Origin of the sequence: Streptomyces sp. CNQ085 (assembly GCF_022614595.1) — a bacterium.
GTDB lineage: Bacteria > Actinomycetota > Actinomycetes > Streptomycetales > Streptomycetaceae > Streptomyces.
The window spans coordinates 12,099-35,371 of the sequence record NZ_JAJFAU010000024.1; the positions used below are offsets into that span (position 1 = coordinate 12,099).

Genomic DNA, 23,273 nt, shown 5'->3' on the forward strand with positions numbered 1-23,273 from the left:
GAAAATGCGAAGATGTGCGAAAAACACAGGAATACACCCGCACCCCAGAGGTTGACATCTCATATCTGAGATAACATCGCTCTCGTGATCGACGACTACCTCATGCGTATCGGCAAACTCATCCGCGACGCCCGCCAGCACCGCGGCTGGACCCAGGCCCAGCTGGCGGAGGCGCTGGCCACCAGCCAGAGCGCGGTCAACCGCATCGAGCGCGGCAATCAAAACATCAGTCTTGAGATGATCGCCCGTATCGGTGAAGCACTGGACAGCGAGATCGTCTCACTGGGCTACTCCGGCCCGATGCATCTGCGGGTCGTCGGAGGCCGCCGACTGTCCGGCGCCATCGACGTCAAGACCAGCAAGAACGCCTGCGTCGCCCTGCTGTGCGCCTCCCTGCTGAACTCCGGCCGCACCGTGCTGCGCCGTGTCGCCCGGATCGAGGAGGTCTACCGGATCCTGGAGGTGCTCGGCTCCATCGGGGTGCGCACCCGCTGGATCAACGACGGCGCCGACCTGGAGATCGTCCCGCCGGACGAGCTGGACCTGGACGGCATCGACGCCGACGCCGCCCGCCGCACCCGCAGCATCATCATGTTCCTCGGCCCCCTGCTGCACCGCGTGGACCACTTCCGCATTCCCTACGCCGGCGGCTGCGACCTGGGCACCCGCACCGTGCAGCCGCACATGAGCGCGCTGCGGCACTTCGGCCTGGAGGTCACCGCGACCGAAGGCACCTACCACTCGGTGGTCAACCGCTCGGTGCGCCCCGTCCGCCCCATCGTGCTGACCGAGCGCGGGGACACCGTCACCGAGAACGCCCTGCTGGCCGCCGCCCGGCACGACGGCACCACCGTCATCCGCAACGCCTCCTCCAACTACATGGTCCAGGACCTGTGCTTCTTCCTGGAGCAGTTGGGCGTGCGGGTGGAGGGGGTGGGCACCACCACGCTCACCGTCCACGGCGTCCCCCACATCGACCGCGACGTGGACTACTACCCCTCCGAGGACCCGGTGGAGGCGATGAGCCTGCTGGCCGCGGCCGTGGTCACCGAGTCGGAGCTGACGGTGCGCCGGGTGCCGGTCGAGTTCCTGGAGATCGAGCTGGCCGTGCTGGAGGAGATGGGCCTGGACCACGACCGCGGCGCGGAGTACCGCGCCGACAACGGCCGCACCCGTCTGGTCGACCTCACCGTGCGGCCCTCCAAGCTGGAGGCGCCGATCGACAAGATCCACCCGATGCCGTTCCCCGGCATCAACATCGACAACGTGCCCTTCTTCGCGGCCATCGCCGCCAGCGCCCAGGGCAAGACCCTCATCCACGACTGGGTCTACGACAACCGCGCCATCTACCTGACCGACCTCAACCGGCTCGGCGGGCGTCTCCAGCTCCTGGACCCCCACCGCGTCCTGGTCGAGGGCCCCACCCGCTGGCGGGCCGCCGAGATGATGTGCCCGCCCGCCCTGCGCCCGGCCGTGGTCGTGCTGCTGGCGATGATGGCGGCCGAGGGCACCTCGGTGCTGCGCAACGTCTACGTCATCAACCGCGGCTACGAGGACCTGGCCGAGCGACTCAATTCGGTGGGTGCGCGCATCGACATCTTCCGCGACATCTGAAAGCCGTCGGAATCAATATCGTCACACCCCTCCTGGCCTGCACTTATGCAAGCCAGGAGGGGATTCGGCTTCGCCTGTGGGACTTCTCAGGGACTTTTGGGCCACGTCAGGAGACTGCCGGTCTCGGGGCTGAGGGGCGGATTGCCCGGCGCTCCGCGCGATAAGCCACGGGCGGGGCGTCGGTCTGATCTGGTCCTCACCGGTGGATATGTCGTGTGGGCATACCGCCTCGTGACGCCCCAGCCAAGACCTCGCAAACGCCCCGGAGGCCGTCGAGTACGCGGCTCCGGGGTGCGAGTACGCGCAGTACGGGAGCGCGTCTCCCCTTCCCGTGCTCAGGTGTCCAGATGGTCCACGAAGATGCCGATGAGGATGCGACCGCCGAGGCGGGGTTCGGGAAGGCTGAAGTGAACGCGGTTTCGGTACCGTTCCTTCTTGCCGTGCCACTCGCAGCGGTAGGTCTCACCCTTGTGGTCGACGTCGCGCTGTTTCATGATTCCCGGCTTGGAGCGGGTGTTGGGGCTCTCGGGGGACAGGTTCAGGCCGAACCGTCCCAGTTCGGCCTGAACCTGGTGCGGCTGCCCCGAGTGCAGGGCCAGGGCCTCGGTGAAGTGGTCGTGCACCACGCCCAGGAGCCGCACGACCCAGTCGCGCATCTCCGCGTAGGAGCCGTCGAACTTGCGGAAGGAGAGGGAGTCGGCGAAGACCAGTTCCGGGAAGCTCTGGCGGGCGCGGTCGAAGAAGTCCTGCTCCGCTACGTCCTCCCGCTCGAAGAGGGAGCGCCAGAACTCGGACAGCGCGGGCGCCTCGACGAGGTGGAAGACCTCCTCGGTCATCGGTTCGTCCGTCGTCCCGTCCCTCGCTGAGACCGGGAGCCAGCCGTGGCGGTCCCGGACGGGGAAGACCAGGCAGGCGACGTGCTGCCTCCGCCGCGTCCGCCACCAGGCGTAGCAGAGGGACCAGGCGAGGTCGTAGGTGACACCCGCCACTTCGACCCGGTCGGGCAGGCCGGGGAGGTCCGTGTCCCAGGTGGGGCAGCGGTCCATGAGACGGACCGTTCTCAGCCGCGCGTCGCGTCCAGCACGCGGTGTCTCCCCCTCGTACAGGACGTCGTAGAGCTTTCGGTCCTCCGCGCATTCCATCTCCACCCACCACGGCGAGACGGCGACCGAGTGCTGTTCGGATAACTCCTCCAGGGTGTCGCTGAAGTCGTCCAGCAGGTCCGTCAACCGCTCCTCCGTCAGTCCCCGGAAGTCGAAGGACGACTCGTCCACGACGATCCGGTAGGGCTCACCGTCCCCTGCGCCTGGCACGTGCCAGCCTCCCCAGGTCCTGTTCGAGCTGGTCGAAGAAGCCTCGCGGCCACTCGGTCAGTTCGCCCCTCGCGGTGAACGCGATGGGCGCGGAACCGGCTTCCTCCTCACCGAAGTAGTGCACGATCGCGTCCTCGGAGCACAGGGTCCGTTCCTCCGCCACGGCCAGTCGCGCCCCGTTGAGAACGTGGTCGCTGTGCGTCTCCACGATCACCTGGGCGCCGGCCCCAGCGACCCGGGCCAGGAAGCGGCCCAGCTTGGACTGGCCGCCGGGGTGGAGGTGCGCCTCCGGGTTCTCGACGATCAGCAGATCTCCCGGGCCGGTGAGAAGGCCGGCGACGATCACGGGCAGGGCGTAGGAGAATCCGAAGCCCATGTTGGCCGGGCGGATCGGCTCGCTCAGTAGGCCCGGTTCCTGGAAGCGGATGGTGCTCGCCGTGATGCCGGGCGGCCACTGTGCGGTGATCTTGATAGGACGGATGATGTCGGAGGCCCAGGTCTCCACCTGCGTGCGCAGGGTGGTGACGTTGTGGGTGCTCCGGGTCGCCGGATGGAGCAGCGGCTCACTCACCACCCGGGTCTCGTGCAGGGCCAGTACCTGCGCGGTGTACTCCCCCTGCACACCGACCCCGAGGAGGTCGGGATGCTCCGCGGAGACGCCCAGCTGGTCGCGAGGGCCGAGGCGCTCGGCGCACAGGTAAGTGAACGCGCTGCCCCTACCGCACAGTTCCGCGGGCAGGGGCCCGCTGTTCTCGGCCACCCTCAGGTAGAGGGCCTGCTCGTCGGGGACTGTGAAGCGGTGCACGCCGGGCGCCTCGGCGCCGTCGCCGGCGATCTCGATCTCGATGGTGGAGTCCGGGGCGTCCGGGTGCAGCACCTCGTGTGCTTCGCCCAGAGCGAGTCCGTAGGGGCCGTTGAGCTGAATCACTCGACCGGCCGGCACGTCCGCGAGCTGGCGGGCCAGCAGCAGGCTCTGGACCGTGGTGCTCTTTCCCGTTCCGTTGAGTCCGGTGAGCACGGTGAGGGGGCGCAGGGCGAAGGAGGCGTCGGCGAAGCGTTTGAAGTACCGGACACGTAGGGAGGTGATCACCTACCGGCCTCCGCGACCTGGGCGGTGACGTCGAACCGGAGCATCACCCGGCGGACGTCACCCGTGGAGGAGGTGATGGCCTCCAGGTAGCGGTAGTCGTTCGTCATCAGGAGACGCGCGTCATCCACGATCGCCTCGCGGCGCCGTTCGAGGTCTTCGGTCTCGTACTTGGCCAGGGTGATCGACCAGGCCTCGAAGAGCGCCCGGTTGATCGGGTTCCGGCCGGACGAATCGAGCGGCCACTTGCGGAAGGCCTGGTCGCCGAAGACCAGACGGGCGTTCAGCATGGCCTTGCGGAAAGCCGCCACGAGGTTCGCGACATCGGTATCGGTCACCTCCTTCGCAGTGTCCAGCATGGTGGTGGTGCGCTGGAGGAAGGGATCCATCGCGGCGTACTTCGCGTAGCCTTCCGTACCCATCAACCAGAAAGCGGCGAAACGCAGGGCCATCTCGCGGTCGTTCATCCGGATGTGGCCGCCCATGTTGCTGGTCGCCGCGTTGAACTCCGCCGTGGAGGTCATCTCCCGCAGGACGGTCCGACTGCGTTCCTTGCTCATGCAGTGCCGGATTTCCTGCGCGTTCAGGGGTGTACCGCCCGTATTGATGCGCTTGAAGATGTCGTACATGACGTCTGGCGGAGTCGTCGGGTCAATGACGTTGGTGACGATCTGGGTGTTGTAGATGCGCCGCTTCCACGGAGCGGGGAGGTCTTCAAAACGCTTTCCCTCCACCGCGCTCTGTAGGTACTCGAGCCCCTTGAGCGCGAACCCTCGTTCCTCTCCCCCGCACACGAAGTCGTGGATGGTCGACAGGCGCTGGAGACCGTCGACCACGCGCATGAGCCCGTCGGTGTCCTCGGCGAAGTAGAAGGCTGGAAGCGGGATCTGCAGGAGCACGGACTCGATGAGCCGGGACTTCTGCCTGGGTTTCCACACCCGGCCGCGCTGGAAGTCCGGGGCCAGCTCCAGCGATCCGTCCTCGATCATGTCCAGGGCGTTACGCAGCGAGAACTGCTTGGTGTTGACCCGGATCTGCTCCGGGTTCCACGGCCTGTCGATCTCTGGTGGCGCGTCCTCGGTCTCCGCCTCGACTCCGGTGCCCGTGTCGAGGAAGTGCTCCTCCGTGATCTTCGGCGGCTGAGGGGTGTCCGAGGTCGTCATGAGGGGATCGTATCCGGGCGACCGGCAGCCGAGGGCCTCCTTTGTCCGAACCGGACCGGGGACCCGTCCGACCTGCCTTGCTCCCTCACTCGCCACCCACCACCGTGTCTCCGTCGAACCGCAGCGACGTGATCCGCGACTCGCCGACCCACTCCCGGAGGGTGCCCAGTGCGGCGGGCTCGAGTCTCGTGGTGAAGAGAATGGCCAGGTGCTCTCTGGCTCGTGAGCACGCGACGTAGAACAGGTTGCGCGCTCTGACGAAGGCCTCCAGGTCCTTGCCCACCAGTTCGTCACGCCGGGAGAAGTTGGCCAGCATCTCGGGGATCTGGAAAAGGTTGTGGCCCTTGCTGACCACGGCGAGGACCCGGGTGAATTCCAGGCCCTTGACCCCATGCTGCGTGGCGAAGGGCGTACCACCACCGAGGTGCTCGTTCAACGCCAGCAACTCCGCGTACGGCACCTTGCGCAATTGCTGGTACTCCTTCGACCGGGCCGCCGCCCGTGCCTTGGCCTTGTCGTCACTCACAGCCTGCGAGTCCGCATCGGACGGTGACACGGCCTCCCGATGACGCTTCCGCACCTTCCCCAGGCCGTCGAAGAGTCGCTGTTCAAGGCAGAGATCGAGGACGTCGCCGACCGTGCCCGTCTCGCGAGTCTCCTCCAACTTCGCCAGGAACGCCATCCATTCCTGCTTGTCGGCCGGCGAGTTGATGGGAGGACGGCCACGTGGGTCGAGTGCGTCGAACATCGCGCCGTAATGCTTGTTCCGGTAGTGGAGCAGGGCCGGTTCCAGCGTGTCCATGAAGAAGGCCATGGCGTGGTCCTCCTTCTTCACGTAGGAATCGTTGTATCGAAAGGCCCCGTGGAGTTTCTGGTAGCCCAGTTCACCGGCGATCGTCTCGTGCGTGAGCATGAGGATTTTCGTACTGGCCTCCTCCGCTCGCGCCCGGTCATCGTGCCCGGCTGCTCCGGTGCTCCAGAACCGGTCGCGGACGTCGTCCAGTACCCACCTCCGGGCCGCGTGGGCCGCGTCCCAGCCGAGCTGGCCCTTTCGGTGGTGGGTGAGCCTCGTCCCGGCCCATTCGTTGGTGTGATAGACGGCAACGGTACCCTCGCCCGCTCCAGACATCGTGGTCTGTGCCAGCTCGGGACGCATCGTGTTCAGGAGGTTCACGACGGCGCGCTGCGAGCGGCGGTTGCGCCGTCTGAAGACCGGTACCGGGCGCGCGTCCTCGAGCGCCCCGCACGCGTTCTCGTAGATCTGCTGCCAGTGGTCCCCGAAGAAGCCGCAGAGGGGGCCATGCGCGGTGGCCTCGTCGCCCGGGGTTCCCAACATGGCCTCCGCCAGGCCGGCAGGGGTGTCCTGGTACTCGTCCACGAAGACGATCGGGAATCGGTCGGCGGCCAGGGCCCGGAACTTGGGAAGGGCGAAGAACGCCCTCGCGAGGACGGGCAGGTCATTGTGCCCCAGCCGCACATGGCGGGTGTCGTGGTCCACTTTCTGGAAACCGGTGCTGTACTCGACGGTGTAGCCGTCCAGTGAGGTGCGGCCCTCCATCCTCGACGGCATGATGTTCAGCTCGACGATGTGACGCAGCAGGTGCTTACGGAAAGGGGAGAGCAGCTGCCACAGGAAGCCGTGGATGGTCTCGGCGAACACGTACGGGCTGCGGTCGGTACGGCTGATGATCTCGTCGCGGGCCACGTTGGTATAGGTGACGCAGGCGACGCGCTGGTGGGGCCACGGGAGGTAACGGGCCTGGTCGGCCAGGATGCTCTGGAGCGCCTCGATCAGTGAGCTGGTCTTGCCCGCGCCGGCTCCGGCCTCCACCTTGAAGTGACGGCCTTCCCGGAGGGCCGTCAGGATCGTGCGCGTGACGTCCTCCGCCTCGGTCGTCACTCGTCGTCCGCTTTCGTCGCCGTCCCGTCCTGTGCCATGAGCCATTCGAGGCCGCGCCTGATGTACTTCGGGACCTCCCAGTCGTGGTCTCCGAGGACGTGGTCGAGGGCGAAGTCGACCTTGCTGCGCCTGCTCTCCACGCTGCTACGGGCCTGTTTCTCCAGTTCCCCGGCGGGAACATCACCTGCGGAGATGTCGAACAGGGACCGGTTGGCCAGTGCGAAGGCGTCCTCGAAGGTGCGGCCGCACGGACCGCCGGGCTCCTCCGGCACCTGGTAGGCGAGGCACATGCTGCCGCCGGTGATCGGCGGACCAGTCTCGGCCCGCTGCAGCAGCTCGGCCACCGTGATGCCCTCCGTCTCCGGGAACCACGCCTTGATGGACGGGTTGTGAGTGTGTCCGGCCTCGGACACCAGACACTTGCCCGTCTTGGGCCCGCTCTTGTCGATGGGATCGAGGTCCGTGATGACCAGGGCCGGGATCCCGAGAGCCCTCAGCAGCGGATAGAACCGGTGGGCATGCGCCCCGCCGACCTCCATCACGGTCACGTACTGGTGCTGGGGCGTCTCTCCGGGCCTCCTCGCCGCCAGCTTCTCCTCCGCCGCCGGAACGAAGACACGCTCGCTGGCGCCCTCGACGAGGATGGCCTTGTCCGCGAAGTAGAGGTCGGCCCGGGTAAGGGTCAGGTACTTGCGGAGGAACCTCTCGTCATCGGTCACCCGGGACAGGTCCTTGATGACGGTGCGGGCCGGCCCCGGCTCGCTTCCCCTCTCCACGGCGTCCTCCTCCTTCCGGAAGTACCGGATGTCGGAGAAGCGCCCCCGGTTGGCCACGTGTGCCGAGTGGGTGGTCACCACGAACTGGGCGTTCCACCGGGGGCCGCTGCCGCCCGCGGTACCGTTCTCCTCGGCCGGTCCCGCCTGCCCGGGCATGCTCGTCCTCATCTGCGCGTCGATCCGGGGGAACAGGCTGACGGAGGACGTGAGTCGCTGGATGAACGCCTCCTGCATCTGCGGATGCAGATGGGCCTCCGGTTCCTCCAGGAAGACGAGATGGATCCCCGACTCCGGGGATGTCGCCGTGTGGTCGCGGTAGCAGGTGAAGAGCCTGAGCAGGATCATCACCAGGTTCCGCGTACCGAGGCCGTTGTACGACTCCGGGAACCGCACGCCGGCCACTCCCGGGTAGTGAATACGCGCGAAGTTCCTGAGCAGTCTCTTGGAGTCCAGCCGGGCGGCCGTGACGAACTCCTGGTTGCCCAGGCCCGGATAGCCGAAGGCCTTCAACGTCGGCGCCACCCGTTCGCGGACCTTCTGAAGGCTGCTGTCGAGGCTGCCGGAGGTCTCCCCGAGCGTCCTGTCGATGCTCGTGGCGAGCTCCTCCAGCCAGGTCGCGTTCCGGCTCTTCTCCGCCGCGTTCAGCAGTTTCTCGAAGACCGCCCCGATCGGCGCGGTATGGCCCTCGGCCTCGTCGTCCAGCCCTCGCTGCGCCTCGACGAAGTCCACCCTCACCAGAGCGCGCACGTCGGCGAGGCCGACCGGTCGGACGTTCGCCTCATCGGTCGGGTCGACCGCCGTCACCGACATCTCGAAGTGCTTCGGGATGCCTCTGCTCAGTTGCTCAAGCGTGTCCGTGTCCGTGACATCCGCCCTCACCGGTACACCACCGAAGAAGTCCTTCAGGGCACCGTCCCCCAACGCGTAGGTGAACCTGATCACCACCTCGGAGCAGTCGGGGTCGAGGTCCACCACGAAGGGGGCCAAGGGTCCGTACTGCCCGCAGTCCTTGTCGTAGGAGATGTGGAGGGTGAGGGTGACTGCCGGAACCGTGTCGCGCGCCTGTTCCGTCTCGCCCGAGGCGTAGAGGTGTTGGGCGGCGAGGAACTCCCCGTAGCAGTCGGCGGAGAAGTCCTCGATGTGCAGCACGGTCTTCTTCCTCGCCACGAAGAATTCGAACAACTTTGCCAGCGAGGTCTTTCCCGTGTTGTTGCGGCCGACGCACAACGTCACCTCTTCGGTGAAGGAGAGCTCGGTTCTACGGAGCAGCCGGAAGTTGCGGATGACCGCTTTGGTGAGCCGGGGCGGCACCGAGACCACGGTCTTCCTCGGCCCGGGGGAGCCGTCTCGCGGGCCTGGGATGACAGGCAGTGCAGTGGTATGGGTCATCGCGGCTCCTTGCTTCGCTCGTACACACCCTGGACGTCTTGGGGGACGCGCGGCAAAGGGAGCCCCAAACCCCCATGAGATGCCATTGACCCCTCAGGACCCGGAGCCGCATCTTGTCACCATAGGCCCCTGAATGCACAACGATCGGATTTAACTCAACTTCGATTGTCTATCGATCTGATTCACTCTCGAATGTTCGGTGTGCGGTACTTATACGGCCACAACCTCACAGGCCGACGGACCGGGTGAGGATTGGTGCGTACGAGGCTCACAGCGCGACCGGCGCTCAGCGAAGGCGTTGTGCCAGGAGCGACGAGAGGGCTCCGCATCAGGCCCGAGGCCAGCCCATGTCTAGGCCGTGTTTTAGGTAGCGCGGGTGGCCAGCCACCTGATGAGGTCGCCCGTGATCCGGTCGATGCCGGTCTCGACGCTGACGTCATGTTCACGGTGCCTGCTGTCGTGGCGGACGATCTCGTAGCCGCCGTCGTCCAGCACGGCGACGGAGGCGAACCAGGCAGGGTCATCCTGGTCGGGCTGGATGACGACGAAGGTGTTGTCCGTGTCGTTCAGGTCGTCGATCAGCATGAACAAGGCGTCCTCGGACGGGCCGTCGATATGGTCGCCGTTCTCGCTGTCCGCGCAGTAGTGTTCGGCGGCCACGGGCCCTCCCGGTCCTGCAGATCTCGGCATCCGGAGGCCGGCATGGCACGGCCGCGCGGCCGGCCGGTGCGTCACAGCCACTGATGGATCGCTGCGATGTGGACGGTCGCCTCGAACCGGACCGCGAGCTTGTCGTAGCGGGTGGCCACCGCCCGGTGCTGCTTGAGGCGGCCGATGCCGCACTCGACCGCGTGGCGGGCCTTGTAGTCCTGCCGGTCGAAGGCGGGTGGACGGCCACCGCCGCGCCTGCGCAGGTAGGCGCGGTTCGCGCGGGATGAATACGCCTTGTCCCCGCGCACCCGCAGCGGGCGGGTGCGGGCCCGTCCACGGCCCGCGCGGAACCCGCCGGGTGTTCCTTCTGGCCCGCACCGTCTTGCCGGGCACCGGCCGCGTGCTGGTGGGCCCGGCAGATGGTGGAGTCGACGTTCACCTCCCAGGTGATCAGCCCGGCCGCGTCGGCCTGGGCCTGCAGCAGCGTCAGCAGCCGGGCCCACGCCCCCTGCCGCTGCCACCGCCGGAACAACCCGTACACGGTCTGCCAGGGCCCGTACCCTGCCGGCAGGTCCCGCCACGGCGCCCCGGTCCGCAGCCGTGCGCCGGATCCCGTCGGTCAACCGCCGCCGACCCGGCGACCTTCGGCCAGCCCCCGCCCCCGCCGCGGGCAGCGACGACTCCAGCGCCGGCCACTGCTCGTCAGAGGGACCTCCACACCCCACACCGTGATCATCACAGCATGAGGCGTGGACCCGGGTCCCGGCCTGGAACACCCCCTAGCGGTGCAGTGTGCGGTGGATGCGGTGAGCGATTCCGTCGAGGGTCGCGGCGGCCATCAGCTCCATCATGGACAGTTCGCAGTGGAAGGTCTGCTGGAGGGAGACGGAGAGTTCCGCGCCCATGAGCGAGTCCAGGCCGAGGTCAGCGAGGTTCGCGGTGGGGCTGACGCGGTCCGTGGCGGTCTGGAGGACACGTGCGGTCGCGTCGACGACGATCTCGGTGACCAGGTCGAGTCGCGCTTGGTCGCTCTCGGCGGACTTCAGGCGCTTGCGCAGGTCGTCGGCCTGGACACGGGACGCGCGAGGGTTCGTGTGGGCCAGCTGGGCGGTGAAGCGGGCCACGGACAGCGCGGGGAGCAGGCCGGGGAGCCGGTCCCAGTCCATGACACCGATGACTGCCTGGCCGTACGCACGGTGCAGATGCCGGTCGAAAGCGGCCAGAGCGGTGGCCGGAGAGATCAGTCCCATGCCGGAGCGGGCGATGGTGTCGGCCATCTGCGTCCGTGCGACGTAACCGGTTTCGGAGATGCCGCCCCACGCCAGGGCCAGACCCGGCCTGCCGTGGTCCCGGCGCTGTCGCGCGAGTGCTTCCAGGTAGAGATTGGCGGCCGCGTACGGGGCTTGGTGCTGGTTACCGATCAGGGCGGCGACGGAAGAGTAGACGACGAAGAAGTCGAGCGCGCGGTCGCGTGTGAGGTCATGGAGCACCGAGACTCCGCGCACCTTGGGGGTCAGGACGTTGGCGAACCGCTCAGCGGTGAGGTCGCTCAGGGGCGCGTCGTCGAGGTGCATGGCGGCGTGCACGATGCCGCGTACCGGACGACGGAGCTGATCCGCCTCCGCGAGGACCGCCTCGACAGCCTCGGGCTCGGTGACGTCGGCGCCGTACACCCCTACCGTCGTGCCCGCCTTCTCCAGGTCGGCGACCAGACCGGCGGCTTCGGGCGCCCGGAGACCGCGCCGGGAGAGGAGTGCCAGATGACGGGCGCCCCGGTCGGCGAGGTGGCGGGCCGTCGCCGCGCCCAGGCCGCTCAACCCGCCGGTGATCAGATACGTGCCGTCGGGGTCGAGCCGCACCGCCGGTTCGGGCTGGTCGATGACGACCGGCATGCTGTCGGTGAAGGAGATGACGATCTTGCCCAGGTGACGCGAGTGGCGCAGCGCGCTGAACGCGTCCTCGATGCGGCCGGCAGGATGACTCTGATGGGGCAGGACCCGGTAGACGCCGGCCGCCACGCGCTCACTGACGGTGCGAAACGCGGCAGCGGCCACCTCGGGCGCATCGGCGATGAGGCGGGTGAGGTCGACGCCGTAATAGGCCAGGTTGTCCCGGAAAGGGCGCAGGAGCAGGGGGGCGTTGGCGTAGATGTCGCGTTTGCCCAGCTCGACGAACCGGCCCCCGGGCGCCAGGCACTCCAGGCTGCGGGCGACGGCCTCGCCGGCCAGCGAGTTCAGTACGACGTCCACGCCCCGGCCCGCGGTCGCGTCTCGGACCTGGTGCGCGAAGGAGAGGTCCCGGGAGTTGAAGACCGCCTCGGCGCCGAGCGTGCGCAACAGGTCGCGCTTGGCCGGTGTGCCGGCGGTGGCGATCACCCGGGCGCCGACGTGTCGCGCGTAGGCGAGGGCGGCCAGGCCGATGCCGCCGGCGCCGCCATGGACGAGCACGGTCTCGCCGGCACGGAGGTGGGCGAGGGTCTCCAGAGAGTGCTGGACGGTGAGGAAGACCGTGGGCAGCGTCGCCGCCTGTTCGAAGGTCATGTGATCGGGTATGCGGCCGGCCAGCTCGGCCCGCACCCGTGCATGGGAGCCGAGCGCACCGCGGGCGAGGGCGAACAGGCGGTCGCCCACCGACCACTCGGTCACGTCCGGGCCGGTGGCAGTCACGATGCCGGCGCACTCCAGACCCAGGAGAGGCCCTGTGGGGGTGGCCGGTTCGGCGTCGGGAGGAAGCGAGCCCTCCGCGAGCATCACGTCGCGGTAGTTGAGCGCGGCGGCCTTGACACGGAGGACCACCTCGCCGGGGCCTGGCTCTTCCGGCTCGGCGGGAGTCCAGGTCAGCCGGTGACCGCGTCCCGGGCGGTGCAGCCGCAGCCGGTAGGTGTCGTCGCGGTGGGCCTGTCGGGTCGCGGGCGGGAGCGGGCGCACTCGGGGGACGAAGCGGCCGTGCCCGTCCAGCACGGTCTCGTCCTCCTCGCCCGGCGCACCGGACCGGGCCGGCGCGAGGAGTTCCGCGGTGAGTCGAGCGGCGTCCTGCGCCAGATCCCCGGAGGAGGAGACGCTGACGCGGCGTACCGTCAGGATCGGGTGCTCGTTGGCCGCGACCCGGCCGACGCCCCACAGCGCGGCGGCCCAGGGCAGGCCCCCGGTGTCCGCCGGCGCGGGATGCAGGCCCGTCGGGGGAGTGACCAGCCACAGTTGGGGGTCGGCGTGACCGGCGGCGGCCAGGGCGACCGCCGCGGCCTTCACGACACCCGCGGCCTCCGTGACGAGATCGGCGTCGGATCGCTCCTGCTCGGTGCCGAAGAGCAGGAGCACGCGTGACGGCACCTGGCCGGTGAAGTCGCCGATCCCCCGGTTCCAGGCGTCCGACACGCGTGTGCCGATGACGTGGGCCCCGGCCGCACGGAGGTCGTCGGCCAACGCCTCGGCCAGGGACTGACCGGCGGTGTCGGTGACGACCAGCCACGGGTCGTCGGCGCGGGACGGAGTTTCCTCCGGGGCGGGCGGGGCGGGAATCGGGCGAGCCCGGGGCACAACGCTCCGCCGCGCGACCAGCAAGGAGTGGTCCCGCGCGGTCTCCGGTCGCTCGCTGCCGATGTCGGCGACGGCGTCGAAGCCGCAGTCGGACAGCAACGGCGGCCATGCCGCACGAGGCAGCAGAGGGCTGGTGCGCAACTGGCCGTCGGTGAACGACCAGTACTCCGGCAGCAGCCCGAAGCAGGGGCCGAGGATCTCCTCATCGTGACTCTCCAACGCCAGCAGTTGCCCGCCGGAGTCGAGCAGCCCTGCCAGCCGTGTACACGTGGCCCGCAGGTCGGCGGTGGCGTGCAGCACGTTCGCGGCCACGATCAGGTCGTACGACCCGGGCGCGAAACCCTGCTCCGCCGGGTCGCGGTCCAGGTCCAGCACGCGGTAGTCGAGGTAGTCGTGGTCGGCGAACCGGGCCTGCGCGCGAGGAAGGGAGGCCGGTGTGACATCGGTGAAGGTGTAGCTCGTGAGGTGGGGCGGAAGCACGGGAAGCAGCGCCGCGGTGAGACCGCCGGTGCCGGCGCCCACCTCGAGCACACGCAGAGGCCGGCCCGCCGGCCACGTGCCCAGCGCCTCCTCGATGACGAGACGGGCATAGTGGCCGTGCGCGCGCATCTGCGGGGTGTCGGCGTGGAAGGCCTCCGCGAGGTGGCGGTCGGCCTCGTTGAACAGCACCTCACGGGCGTCGGTCCGGCCGGTGAGGACATCGGTCAGATGCGTTCCGCAGTGGGCGGACAGGGCGATGGCGGTGATCCACTGGGGGCAACGCTCCGCCCACCGGCGCGTCTGGGCCTCCGCGGCGGCGGCCACGCCGGTGAACTCCCAGCGCTCCCCACCCGAGGTGGGCCGGAGCAGCCCGGCCTTGGCCGCCAGTCCCGCGAGCAGTCGCGCGTAGGGGGCGTAGTTCGGTCGCAGGCCCGCGTCCAGGAGATCATCCAGGGAGAACGGGCCGGTACCGGGGAGCAGCGCGGCGAAGGCAGCGGCGGCATAGTGCCCCGCCGTCGTCTTCGCCATGGCGGCGAAGCGCGGGTAGTCGTCCGTCTGGTCCGCCTCGAAGGCCGCCCGGGCCGCGGCCGTCGCCGCCGTCAAGGTCTCCGGTCCCGGCAGCGGAACGGTGGAGTGGGCCGCCGGCCATCCGCCGGGCAGTGGCGCGTGACGCAGCACGGTGGCCAGCTCCTGCACCCCGTCCTTGGCGCCGAGAGCACGCAGGCGGCAGCCCGACAGCTCAGCGGCGACGGTGCCGTCCTCCAGACTGACGGTGACATCGACGACGGCGTCCGAACCGGTGAGGTGGCGCAGCCTGACGTGGATCCGCCCCCGGGCCGGCGGCTGGTGCCAGACCCGCGCTCTCTCGACGGCCGCGGGCAGGAACGCACGGCCGTCCGCGACCGGGGCGAGGAGTGGTGCGGTCGCGTGCAGGGCCCCGTCGCTGATCACCGGGTGCGCCTCGAAACCATGGCCGTCTTCCGCGGCCGCGGCGGGGAGTTCGTAGGTGGCGGTGACCCAGGAGTCGGACACCCGCAGAGCGGTCAGGACCTGGAAGGCGGGCCCGTAGTGCAGGCCGGCGCGCGCGATGCGCTCGTAGTACACCGCGGCGTCGACCGCCGTCCCTCCCCCGGGGGCGGTGATCGGTGCGGGCTCGGGCTCGGTGTGCCGTCGTACTCGGCCTCGTGCGTGCGGTGTCCAGGGCGCGGAGGCGTCCCGGCGGGAGGCGACGAGGACGACGCCGTCCTCGACCGACAGGGACGTCTGCACGGAGACGGGCGTCGGGTCGTCGGCGCGCGGCAGGGTCAGCGGCTTGAGCAGGGTGAGGTCGGTGACCTCGCACCGGGCGCCCAGACCCGCACGGCCCGCCGCGAGCGCGGCCTCCAGGTACGTGGTGGCCGGCATGACGACATCCGTGTCGAGCCGGTGATCGGTCAGCCACGGCAGCCTGCCGAGCGTGAGCTGCTGGTGCCAGGTCGGCTCGGCGACAGCCGCCCGCCGGCCCAGCAGGGGATGTACGACCGTCCTGTCCTGAGGCACCGAGGCCCACCAGTCGGGTGCTCCGTTCCAGTGCCGCTCGCGCTGCCAGGGGTATCCGGGCAGGGACACCACTGTGCCGGGCCGGGGGAAGCACCGCGCGCCGGGGCGGACGCCCGCGGCGATGACCGCGGCGGCGGCACGTCGCACGGCGGTGGGGCCGTCGGTGTCGCGGCGCAGTGTGGCGTGCGCGCCGGCCCGCGCGGGCAGCAGCCGCTTCAGGTAGGTGGCCAGGACGGGGTGGGGACCCACCTCGACGAAGGAGGTGCAGCCCAGGTCCGCCAGAGCCCGGACGGCGTCTGCGAACAGGACCGGTTCACGTACGTTCCGCCACCAGTAACCGGCATCGAGGCGCGGGCCCGCCGACACGGCCCCCGTGACGGTGGAGGCGAACGCGAGTCGGCCCGGTCGTGGCCGGAGCGTGCTCAGCGGCCCGGTGACATCGCCGCGCACGGGGTCCATGTGCCGGGAGTGGAAGGCATAGTCCAGGTCCAGGAGCCGGAAGAACACCCCGCGCGCCGTCAGCTGTTCGCCAAGCTCCGTCAGCGCGACAGGGTCACCGGCGAGCGTGACGTCGGTGGGGCTGTTGACACCAGCGATCTCCAGTCGCCCCTCGAAGGCCGCCAGCTCCTTCGTGACCTCGCCGACGCCCAGGCCGACCGCGGCCATGCGCCCGCTGCCGGCGGTGGCGGCCTGGGCGCGGCTGCGTACCGCCACGACGCGGCACGCCTCCTCCAGATCGAGACAGCCGGCCACGTACGCGGCGGCGATCTCACCGACGCTGTGCCCGACGACAGCGTCCGGCTCGATGCCGGCGGCTTCCAGCAGCCGGACGACACCGACCTGCACGGCGAACAGCAGAGGCTGGGCGACCTCCGTGCGCTCCAGGTCGGGTGAACCCCCGGCGAGCCTCTCCGCCACGGACCACCTCAGGTGCGGGCGCAGGCAGGTGTCGACTTCGTCGACGGCGGCGGCGAAGACGGGCTCCGTCATCAGGTCCGCGCCCATTCCCGCCCATTGGGAACCGTTGCCGTCGAACACGAACGCGACTCGCCCCGGCGCCGCGCGAACGGCGGTCGTCGCCGCCCCGGGCGTCTCACCCCCCGCGAGCCGCAGAAACGCGTCGGCCGCCTGCGACGGATCCGCGGCCCAGACACAGGCGGCGTGTTCGTGGCGCGTGCGCCGCAGGGTGGCGGTGTAGGCGATGTCGTACAGACCGTCCTCGGTGAACTGCAGGTACTCCGCCATCTGTTCGCAGGCCCGCTTCAGGGCCACCGGTGTTCTGGCGGACACCACCACCGGCAGAGCGGCCTCCGGTGACGGCCCGGGCAGCGACTCGTCCGCGGGGGCCGCCGGAGCGGCCGCGATGACGACGTGGGCGTTGGCGCCGCCGAAACCGAACGAGTTGACACCTGCGACCGCCGTCCCGGATGAGTCGAGCGGCTCAGGCCGAACGACCGGGCGCACGTTGAGATCGTCGAAAGCGATCTCCGGGTTCAGTCGTTCGGCATGCAGCGTGGCCGGGATCCGCTGGTGCCGCAGGACCAGCATCGCCTTGAACAGACCCGCCATGCCGGCGGCGGCCTCCATGTGCCCGAGGTTGCTCTTGACCGATCCGATGGGCAGGGGCCCCCGGTCGCGACCGACCGCGAGCGCCCGGCCGACGGCCTCCACCTCAAGCGGATCCCCGGCCCGGGTGCCCGTGCCATGGGCTTCCAGGTACGCGACATCGTCGGGTACCAGCCCCGCCCGCGCGTACACCTGACGCAGCAGCGCCTGCTGCGCGACGCTGCTGGGCAGCGCGAGGCCGGGGGTGCGCCCGTCGTTGTTGGTACCGCTGGACAGGATCACAGCGTGGACATGATCTCCGTCCGCCCTGGCGTCGGCCAACCGCTTCAGCAGTACGAGGCCACCGCCCTCCGCACGGGCGAACCCGTCCGCCTCGGCCGAGAACGGCCGGCAGCGGCCTGTGGGCGACAGCATGGAGGCGTTGCAGAAACCGGCGTACAGATGGGGGTTGAGGAGAACGTTGATGCCCCCGGCCACCGCGACACGGGCATGTCCGTTGCGCAGGTGCTCACACGCCTGGTGCACGGCGGTCAGCGCGGAGGAGCAGGCGGTGTCCACCATGACACTCTGTCCGTGCCAGTCGAAGTAGTGCGACAGACGGTTGGCGGCGATGGCACCCGCCGTACCCGACACCGTGTAGGCGTTGCCCGACTCCGGTGACTTCGACTGCAACTGACCGTAGTCCAGGCTCGAGCAGCCGACGAACACCGCTGTGTCCGACCCCTCCAGCCGGGCGGCATCGGTGCCCGCGTCATCCAGCACCTCGACCGCCATCTCCAGCAGCAGCCGCTGCTGGGGATCCATCTGGGCCGCCTCCCTGGGGGAGATCGCCGTGAAGTAAGTGGTGTCGAAGCCCGCCACGTCGTCCAGGAAACCGCCCGCCGCGGTGTACGACTGACCGGGACGCCGATGGGTGTCCACGAAGTCCGCCGTCGGGAAGCGGTCCGGAGGTACTTCTCCGACCAGGTCGGCACCGGCCGCCAGCACAGCCCACAGATCGTCCAGGTGGTGGATCCCGCTCGGCAGACGACAGGCCGTGCCCACCACGGCGACGGCGTCATCGGATATCGGGGTCATGTGCGAGGGCAACTGTGCTCCCAACTGACTGGTACGGATGTTCCGGCCGGCACGGCGGAACGCTCGTGCCGGCGTGGCGGAGAAGGGGGCGGCGGCCCGCTGACCGCTACCCCGGGGGGGAGGCCGGCAAGGCGTCGAATCCGAGTGCCCGCTGAAGAAAGCGTGCGTCGACCGGCGCGGGCTCCGGCAGCCCGGGGGTGTCGGCCAGCGCGTGGGTACGGTCGTACCGGTGCTGAAGCCGGCAGTAACTGATAAAGCCCGTCAAATGCCTGGCGATGAAGAGTTCGGGCACACTCGCCCCGTCGAACTCCTCCGCGCACTCCAGTCGCAGACCGGCGTGATGCCGCTCCAGGACACGGAGCACGTCTGCCAGTCGGGTGGGCGTGGGGTGAACGATGTGGTAGGTGCGTACCCCGGAGTCCGCACGAGGCGTGTCGCACCCGATGCGGACCATCGCCTCGGTCGCGTAGTCGCTCGGCACGATGTTGAAGGTGGCGGAGGGCGACGCGTTGATCCGCAGGCGCATCTCGGTTCCCCGCGGGCGCTCGGCCTCCGGCGGGATACCGGGCGCGCCCCCCTCCGCGAGAATCTTGATCATCTTTCCCAGCTGGGCCAGCGGATGTTCCGCCGCGCTGTCCGGCAGGGGCCGGTCGCTGGCCACCACGCCGGGGCGCAGTACCAGCGCCGGACGCGCACGTCGGGCCGCCCACCGGCGGACCAGTTGCTCCGCCGCGTACTTCGACGCGTCGTAGTGCGTCACGAAACCGTGGACGTCGGTCAGATCGTCCTCCAGCACCAGCCCGGCGGGCCGGTTACCCGCGACCGCCATGGTGCTCACGTGCACCAGTCGGCATGCGGGCCGTGTCTGGTCCAGAAAAGCGAGAACGTGGGCGGTGCCCTGCGTGTTCACTCGGAAAAGACGCTCCCGCTCCCCTGCCAGGGCAATGTCACCCGCGCAGTGCCAGACGGCATCGACCTGCCCTGCCAGCCGGGCGTGCAGTGCCGGCGTCAGCCCCAGCCACGGCAGCGTCACATCGCCCGAGACGCAGCGCAGCCGCTGCAGGGCGACGCTGTCCGTATCACCCTGCAGGCGGATCGGCGCCACGACACGGTCGCGTAAAGCCGAAGGCTCACCCCGCCCCAGTGCGACAACCTGCTGGTTCCGCGTCGTCAGCAACGCATGCGCGATACGTGAGCCCACAAAACCAGTGGCACCCGTAATCAGAACGGTCACCGCCTCAGGATGGGTGAAGGAGGCCGAAAGAGCAAAAGCGCGGTGAGGCTTTTCTCGGCGAAATGATCCGCGCGAAGCCGGACGAGGCTCTGGTATCCGGAAAATCCGGGCGGCCCTGCCTGGTGGCGGGCAGACGTAAAGCCCCTGGCAGGACGGTTCTCACCACAGGATCGTTCTGCGACACCGGAGGCTTCACGTTGGTTCCCTGCCGAGCCATACTTGACATCCCGCGCCAGGTGGTGGCACTCTTCGCGCTCCTGTCGGCCGTGGAAGTCCTCTGGGACTTTCCCGGGGGCTTTCCCGGGACTTCCGGCCGCATAAACAGGCACGAGCGTGAAACAACCGAAAGCTCATTCGCACAGGTCAGCGCCCCGCGACCGGCCATCGCATCAGGTCATGGCACTGGCTGGCCTCTCCCGCGACGTCTGACGGGCCGACTTACCCGGGCCGGGAGGCGGAGACGGCGCAGGCCGCGGACAGTATCTGGGCGTCGAGCAGGCCGGCGTCCGCGAGCCGGGTGCCCCTGGAGTACGCCCCGAGGACGGCCTTGGCCAGCGGAAGCGCCTCGGGCGGGCGGCGGAGCAGCGGCCTGACCCAGGCCTCGACGGCCGCGTCGAGTTCACCGGCCGGCACCGCCTTGTGGAGGATGGACATCTCCTGCGCCTCCTCGGCTCCGAACGGAGCGCAGGTGAGCAGGAGTTCGCGAATCCTGGCGGTTCCGGCCTCGCTGAGCAGCCGGGGCAGGACGCCGCCCCACACCGGTGCCACGCCCAGGGCGACCTCGGGGAGCCGGAACCGGGTGGTGTCCGCCCCGGCCCGCAGGTCACAGAAGACGGTGAGGGCGAGGCCGGCGCCGACGACCTTGCCGTGGACCCGGGCGATGGTGATCGCGGTGGTGGTGTCCAGGGCTTCGCAGACGCGCCGGGCCCTGTCGGCGATCACACGGAGTCCGCCCCCGGCGGGGTCCGCCTTCAGAGAGGCGGCGAACTCCTCCCGGTCGGCGCCCAGGCAGAAGTGCTCCCCCGCCCCGGAGAGCACCAGGACCCGGACCTCGGGGCGGTCGTTGACCGCGCCGAGGACGGCGAGGAGTTCGTCGAGAGCGGCGGCGGTGAGGGTGTTGCCGGTCTCAGGGCTGTTCAGGCGGACGTGCAGGACGGGTCCGTCCTGGCTGACGTGGAGTGTCTTGTACCGGTTGTCCATCGGGACGGTCACGGGCACCTCATGGCAGGGCGACGGGCAGGGTGAGCATGCGGCGGAAGGCGACCCGCGGGGCCCACCGGGGCTCGCGGGCGAGGACGAGGGTGGGGAAACGTTCGAGCAGAGCGGTCAGCAGGGTCGTGGCCTCCAGGCGGGCCAGGGGCGCGCCGAGGCAGTAGTGGATGCCCCCGCTGAAACTCAGGTGGGCCGCTTTGCGGCGGATGTCGAAGGTGTCGGGGTCGGGGCAGTGGGCGGGGTCATGGTTGGCGGCGCCGATCATGAGGTGCACCATCTGGTCCTCGCGGATGTCGACGCCGGCGAGGGTGAGGTCCTTGCGCGCGATGCGGCTGGCGACGTGGGTGGGTGCGTCGTACCGCAGCGCCTCCTCGACCGCCGCGGGGACCTGTTCGGGGTGCCCGCGCAGCCATTCCCACTGCTCCGGGTGCTCCAGGAGGAGCTGGACCGTGGTGGCCAGCAGGGTGGAGGTCGTCTCGAGTGCGGCCAGGAGGACGAACAGGGTGGTGTGGTAGACGGCTTCGTCGGCGGCCTCCCGGTCGGGCTCGATCTCGTCCCAGGCCCGGATCCAGGCCGAGACCGGATCGGGGCCGGGGCTGGAGCGCCGCTCGCGGACCAGGGAGGTGAAGTAGCCGCGCAGCTGCGCCGTCGCCGCGTCGGACAGCGCGAGCTGGCTGGCGGAGGGGAGGAGTTCCTGGGCGAAGACCTGGTCGTGGGTGAGGTCGCGCAGCAGCGGGTGGTCGGCGGCCGGCAGACCGAGCCACCGGCCGATGGTGATGACGGGCAGTTCCTCGGCGACCAGGGGCACGAAGTCCGCCTCTCCACCCGTGAGGTGTTCGGCGAACCGGTCGAGGAGACCGTGGGTGATGTCGGCGACCGGGCGCCGCAGCTCCTCCAGTGATCTGCGGTCGAGCCTGCTGCTGGTCACCCGGCGTACCCGCGTGTGGTCGGGCGGGTTGAGCGCGGGCAGGGTCTTGCTCATCTCCCGGGAGGACGCCGCGCTCCACCGCGTCGCCTCTCCCTGACTGGCACGCCACCGGGCGTCGGGGACGTGCCAGTCCTTGCTGCGCAGGACCCGGTCGGCCAGACCGAAGGAGGTGATCAGATGCCCTCCCCACGGGGCCGGGACGATGTCCCCCATCGCCCGGAGTTCCGCGTAGTGGGGGTAGGGGTTCTTCTGACCCGCTGCGGTCCGCAGGCGGGATATACGGGCTGCGACGGAACGCCGGTCGGCGGAGGGGGCTATCGCGGGTCCCACGCGGGACACTCCTTCAAGACAGAGGCAGTTCGAACAACCTGCCGTCTCTACCCGTGGGACAGAATGACTATGCGAATACCCCCACGTCACATGCTGTTATGTAGATCACGCTCCGGTGAGCCACTTGAGGAAGGAACTCCACCGCGTGGCCTTCGCATGGGACTGCGACACGGGAGGCGCGGCGTGGTGAGCGGGCTCCCCGGCCGACGCCGGAGCCTGCTGCGGACGGTCCTGGGACTGCCGGGCCGACGGCGGGGCGGGGGTGAAGTGGACGGGCAGGGTGGTGAGTGTTCTGCTCCACGGGGTCGGCTGCCAGGTCAGGCGGTCGAAGTCGATGCCCAGGGAGATGTCGGGCAGACGGGTGAGGATCCTCTCGATCGCCCTGGTCCCGATCAGGTTGGCGGGGTCCTTGGCCGGGCAGACGTGAGGGCCCGCACCGAAGGCGAGGTAGGCCCGCCCCCTGAGGGCGTAGCGGCTCTCGGTCACGGCGGGGTCGGTGTTGGCGGCCGCGAAGCTGATCACCACCGGGTCGTCGGCCCGCAGGACCCTGCCGTCGAGTTCCACGTCCTGTACGGGGTAGTGCACGGCGTAGTTGGCTATGGGGGCGTACTTCCACAGCACCTCGTTGACGGCGTCCTCGACCAGCACCTGGCTGCCCGTGTACCGGTCGTCGCCGAGCATCAGGGCGATGCCCGTGCTGATGAGGGAGGTCAGCGGTGCGGTGCCGCCCGACAGCAGCGTGACGAGCTGGTTGACCATCTCGTCGTCGTTGAGACCCGCGGGGTGCTTGAGCATCCGGGAGGTCACGTCGTTGCCCGGTGACCGCCGCTTGAGGGTGACGAGCCGGTGCAGGGCCTGTCCGAGGATCTGGTTGGCCTGCTCGGCGTCGGATCCGCCCTCGAAGATGCCGGAGACGCCGAAGACGATGTCGTCGCCGATGTCGGGCGGGCACCCGAAGAGTTCACTGAAGACCAGCAGGGGCAGCTGCTGGGCGTAGTCGGTGACGAGGTCGGCCCTGCGGCCGCGGCCGCTGATCTGGTCGATGAGGTAGTCGGCGACCTGTTCCACGTGGCGCCCCAGCTGGTGGGGGTCGACGGTGTCCAGGCCGTCCGTCGCCACCTGCCGCAGCCGCGCGTGGTCGGCCCCGTCGGAGAACAGGGCGTTGGGCCGGTAGCCCATCATGGGCAGGGCCGGGCTGTCGGCCGGTACGCGGCCCTCGTTGAGGGCACGCCAGCGGCGGGCGTCCCGGACGAACGTGTCCGGGTGCTGCAGGATGTGCAGCGCGGCCGCGTAGCTCGTCACCAGTTCGGCTTCGACGCCGGGCGCCACCTCCACGGGCGCGCTGGCCCCGGACTGCCTCAGGTGGTCGTAGTAGCTGTCGGGGTCACTCCCGAACTCGGTTGTGTACAGGGGGACTCTGCCATGGGCGGGGCAGCCGGGCGGGGGCTGCCGGTAGTCCGGTCGGTGCTGCACGGGGG

The 23,273-nt window shown here is 69.7% G+C and carries 12 protein-coding genes and 1 pseudogene; 1 reads left to right on the forward strand and 12 read right to left on the reverse strand.

Features of this window, described 5'->3' with window-relative positions:
* The first annotated feature begins 84 nt into the window (after window positions 1–84).
* Window positions 85–1,614, forward strand: a complete 1,530-nt coding sequence (locus LJ221_RS07005; protein WP_241714709.1) for a UDP-N-acetylglucosamine 1-carboxyvinyltransferase — start codon at window positions 85–87, stop codon at window positions 1,612–1,614.
* Between the two features lie 335 nt (window positions 1,615–1,949).
* Here LJ221_RS07005 and LJ221_RS07010 read toward each other — a convergent pair whose 3' ends face one another.
* From LJ221_RS07010 to LJ221_RS07065, 12 genes and pseudogenes are all read right to left on the reverse strand, one after another.
* Entirely contained in the window at window positions 1,950–2,927 is a 978-nt protein-coding gene (locus LJ221_RS07010) for a hypothetical protein (RefSeq protein ID WP_241714711.1), read from the reverse strand.
* Window positions 2,905–4,017, reverse strand: a complete 1,113-nt coding sequence (locus tag LJ221_RS07015) for a DUF3696 domain-containing protein (protein ID WP_241714713.1) — start codon at window positions 4,015–4,017, stop codon at window positions 2,905–2,907. The genes LJ221_RS07010 and LJ221_RS07015 overlap by 23 nt, the downstream gene beginning before the upstream one ends.
* Window positions 4,014–5,177 (reverse strand): DUF262 domain-containing protein, encoded by a 1,164-nt coding sequence (locus LJ221_RS07020; protein WP_241714715.1) that lies wholly within the window; start codon window positions 5,175–5,177, stop codon window positions 4,014–4,016. The genes LJ221_RS07015 and LJ221_RS07020 overlap by 4 nt, the downstream gene beginning before the upstream one ends.
* 85 nt (window positions 5,178–5,262) lie before the next feature.
* Window positions 5,263–7,077: a UvrD-helicase domain-containing protein gene (locus LJ221_RS07025; protein WP_241714716.1), complete on the reverse strand. Its 1,815-nt coding sequence runs from the start codon at window positions 7,075–7,077 to the stop codon at window positions 5,263–5,265.
* Window positions 7,074–9,242, reverse strand: a complete 2,169-nt coding sequence (locus LJ221_RS07030) for an ATP-dependent endonuclease (protein WP_241714717.1) — start codon at window positions 9,240–9,242, stop codon at window positions 7,074–7,076. The genes LJ221_RS07025 and LJ221_RS07030 overlap by 4 nt, the downstream gene beginning before the upstream one ends.
* Window positions 9,243–9,605: 363 nt before the next feature.
* Window positions 9,606–9,902, reverse strand: coding sequence for a hypothetical protein (locus LJ221_RS07035; RefSeq protein ID WP_241714718.1), 297 nt, complete (start codon window positions 9,900–9,902; stop codon window positions 9,606–9,608).
* Between the two features lie 71 nt (window positions 9,903–9,973).
* Window positions 9,974–10,618, reverse strand: a pseudogene (locus LJ221_RS07040) (transposase).
* Between the two features lie 54 nt (window positions 10,619–10,672).
* Window positions 10,673–18,091, reverse strand: coding sequence for a type I polyketide synthase (locus LJ221_RS07045; RefSeq protein WP_241714719.1), 7,419 nt, complete (start codon window positions 18,089–18,091; stop codon window positions 10,673–10,675).
* A gap of 106 nt (window positions 18,092–18,197) precedes the next feature.
* Window positions 18,198–19,325, reverse strand: a complete 1,128-nt coding sequence (locus LJ221_RS07050) for an SDR family oxidoreductase (protein ID WP_241714720.1) — start codon at window positions 19,323–19,325, stop codon at window positions 18,198–18,200.
* Window positions 19,326–19,763: 438 nt separating this feature from the next.
* Complete coding sequence (locus LJ221_RS07055; RefSeq protein WP_241714737.1) at window positions 19,764–20,525, reverse strand: enoyl-CoA hydratase/isomerase family protein; 762 nt, start codon at window positions 20,523–20,525, stop codon at window positions 19,764–19,766.
* A 19-nt stretch (window positions 20,526–20,544) separates the two neighbouring features.
* Window positions 20,545–21,795 (reverse strand): cytochrome P450, encoded by a 1,251-nt coding sequence (locus tag LJ221_RS07060; RefSeq protein ID WP_241714721.1) that lies wholly within the window; start codon window positions 21,793–21,795, stop codon window positions 20,545–20,547.
* 105 nt (window positions 21,796–21,900) lie between these two features.
* A complete protein-coding gene (locus tag LJ221_RS07065; RefSeq protein ID WP_241714722.1) occupies window positions 21,901–23,268 on the reverse strand; it encodes a cytochrome P450 in 1,368 nt (455 codons plus the stop codon).
* Window positions 23,269–23,273: the final 5 nt, after the last annotated feature.